Genomic DNA, 2750 nt, shown 5'->3' with positions numbered 1-2750 from the left:
ATGCGGGCTGCACGGTCACGAAACTCAGGTGGAAAACGCTTCGATTTGTTGCTCATGAATCCTTCTTACCTCTCGGGTCGTTCCGTCTCCACAAAACCCGGGGCAATTCAGCCACATCAACAGGCCTTACAGAAGACCGCACACGATCACACGTCAATATGGGTCAGAAAACTCTTGCATAACGGACGGCAACCACAGAAGAAATCCGCGTCGAGAACGTAGCCGTCCTGATCGACGGCGCGCCACAGCCAGTGAACCTGGCCGCGGATCACGATCCTGACCTCGTCCAGACGCTACACGTCGCCTGAAGCCGCGCGCCTGCGGCGCAGCCTGCGCGCAAATGCAGCTCCGAACTTCAGGCTCCAGCGGCGGACTGTCTCATATGACACGACAATCCCGCGTTCGAGGAGCATCTCTTCGATCAACCTGAAGCTCAGTAGAAACCGGAAACACAGCCACACGGCATGTGCATTCAGCTCACATGCAAAGCGGTGACGTTTGTAGCTGACACGAAGAGCGCTCATGCAGGCCAGTCTACAGCCCAGAGATTAATGTGACAGCACCGTTCAACTTCCACACGTCACTTAACGTGCCAGCACCCTAACAATCAACACGGTACACTCTCTGGACGCAGATCAGAGCGAAAGCAAAAAAAAGTGATCCATCTAATTCGCGTTGGAAAAATCCGAAACTTCGGCAACTAACAGCCAATCTAATATTATACTACTTTATAATATAATAATCTCTCATTTATACGCGCGATATTTCTCGGTTAGCGTGAACTAACGCATCTGGCGATCGTAAGGGTCGCCCTGCCGAAAGAAGGAGTCTCCTTATGGTAGACAACGCAGCTGTCCAGGACATGACGGATGTCATGACAAAATTCACTGCCTATATCGGGAAGCGTCTGCCAACCGACGTAAAGTCGAAGCTTGCTGAGCTTCGTGGGAACGAAAAGAACGAGATGGCAAACGTCATCTATGACTCAATGGCTGAGAATCAAGACGCGGCAGATAAGCTAAATAGGCCTTCGTGCCAGGATACTGGCGTCATACAGTACTTTGTTTCGGTTGGGTCTAAGTTTCCTCTGCTTGGTGAATTGGAAGCAATACTCCGCGATGCTACGCTTGGTGCTACTAAGTTAGGGCCGTTACGGCACAACGCCGTTGAGGCCTTCGATGAAAAAAATACCGGATCGAATACAGGATCACGGATACCGTGGCTTGATTGGGAAATAATGCCCGGTGAGGACAGCGCCACAATTGAAGTCTATATGGCCGGCGGCGGTTGCACACTACCTGGCGCCTCGACGGTATTGATGCCAGGTCAGGGCTATGAAGGCGTTGTTGATTTTGTTTTCGACGTCATCACATCGAGAGGAGTCAATGCGTGTCCCCCTTTACTCGTTGGGGTAGGTGTTTCCACTGCGGCTGAAACCGCTGCTAGACTGTCTAAGAAGGCGATTTTGCGCTCGGTTGGAAGTCACCACCCGAACCCAAAGGCTGCCAAGATGGAAACACTTCTAGAAGAGGGGCTGAATGAACTTGGCATCGGTCCCCAAGGTCTCACGGGATCAAGTAGTGTAATGGGTGTGAATATTGAGTCCTCTGCGCGGCACCCATCAACAATCGGGGTTGCGGTTTCAACTGGTTGTTGGGCTCATAGGCGCGGTAGAATCAAGTTCAACTCAGATCTTACATATGAAATTCTTTCCCATGAGGGTGTTGTTCTATGAAAAAAATACTCACCACTCCGATCAAAGATGAAGATCTCCTAGACTTAAATATTGGAGATATAGTTTACCTGACCGGACGCCTGGTTACATGCCGCGATGTCGCACACCGGCGCCTTATCGAGCAAGGCCGCTCACTACCCGTTGAACTGAAAGGAGGAGCTATTTTTCATGCGGGCCCAATTGTTCGGCAAGACGAAAATGGCGAATTTGAAATGGTCTCGATTGGTCCAACTACTAGCATGAGAATGGAAAAATTTGAAAAAGCTTTCATTAAGGAAACGGGCGTAAAATTAGTGATCGGTAAAGGAGGTATGGGTCCGGAGACGGCGGAAGGGTGCGCAGAGTACAAAGCCGTACACGCAGTTTTCCCGGGCGGATGTGCTGTTCTCGCTGCGACCAAAGTTGAGGAAATTGAGGGCGCGGAATGGCAGGATCTTGGGATGCCCGAAACCATGTGGATCAACAGAGTCAAAGAGTTCGGTCCGCTCATTATTTCAATTGATACAAAAGGGAATAACCTCTTCGAGGAAAACAAGAAGCGATTTAACGCGAGGCGTGGGCCTATCACTGAGAAAATTAAAGCTCAGGTTGGCTTCATCAGCTAGGGCTAATCGACATTCATGCGATCCAGATCATGGCTGCTGCGAGATAGATGAAGCCTGTAAAATGGATGGTTCTGCGGTCGTAGCGCGTTGCGAAACGACGAAAATGTTTGAGGCGATTGAAGCACCGCTCGATACGGTTTCGGTCTTTGTAAAGAGCCTGGTCGTGCGGGATGAACACCTTGCGGTTCCGTTTTGACGGAATGACAGCCTCTGCGTTCATGACAGCAATCTGTTCGCGGAGCCCATTGCTGTCATAAGCCTTATCGGCGATGACCGCGCCCGCAGTCTGGCCTTCGACGCGGATTTCTTCTGTGGTTGCCGTCCGTTATGCAAGAGTTTTCTGACCCATATTGACGTGTGATCGTGTGCGGTCTTCTGTAAGGCCTGTTGATGTGGCCTTTCAGAAGCCA

General features: G+C 50.7%; 3 protein-coding genes and 1 pseudogene. 2 read left to right on the top strand and 2 right to left on the bottom strand.

All coding sequences use genetic code 11. The annotated features are described in order from the left end of the window. Positions 1-209 precede the first annotated feature (209 nt). A pseudogene (locus GOB93_RS20680) lies at positions 210-470 on the bottom strand (IS6 family transposase); the annotation flags it as partial. Positions 471-835: 365 nt separating this feature from the next. On the opposite strand from GOB93_RS20680, the gene ttdA reads away from it, so the two are divergent. Together ttdA and ttdB are read left to right on the top strand one after the other, a co-directional pair. Then, positions 836-1735: a L(+)-tartrate dehydratase subunit alpha gene (gene ttdA / locus GOB93_RS20675; RefSeq protein WP_146893073.1), complete on the top strand. Its 900-nt coding sequence runs from the start codon at positions 836-838 to the stop codon at positions 1733-1735. Next, positions 1732-2340 (top strand): L(+)-tartrate dehydratase subunit beta, encoded by a 609-nt coding sequence (ttdB, locus tag GOB93_RS20670; protein ID WP_146893072.1) that lies wholly within the window; start codon positions 1732-1734, stop codon positions 2338-2340. Before ttdA ends, ttdB begins: the two co-directional genes overlap by 4 nt. Before the next feature lie 13 nt (positions 2341-2353). Here the strand turns inward: ttdB and GOB93_RS20665 are convergent, their stop codons facing one another. Continuing rightward, the gene (locus GOB93_RS20665) at positions 2354-2644 is read right to left on the bottom strand and encodes a transposase (protein WP_146893070.1); all 291 of its coding nucleotides are present in this window, start codon (positions 2642-2644) and stop codon (positions 2354-2356) included. Positions 2645-2750 lie beyond the last annotated feature (106 nt).

The organism is Acetobacter musti (assembly GCF_011516835.1).
Lineage (GTDB): Bacteria > Pseudomonadota > Alphaproteobacteria > Acetobacterales > Acetobacteraceae > Acetobacter > Acetobacter musti.
This window is presented reverse-complemented; position numbering and strand designations above follow the sequence as displayed.

What these genes read in the sequence shown, in the direction of transcription:
- ttdA (WP_146893073.1), top strand. Translation starts at nt 836, where the DNA reads ATGGTAGACAACGCAGCTGTCCAGGACATGACGGATGTCATGACAAAA.
- ttdB (WP_146893072.1), top strand. Translation starts at nt 1,732, where the DNA reads ATGAAAAAAATACTCACCACTCCGATCAAAGATGAAGATCTCCTAGAC.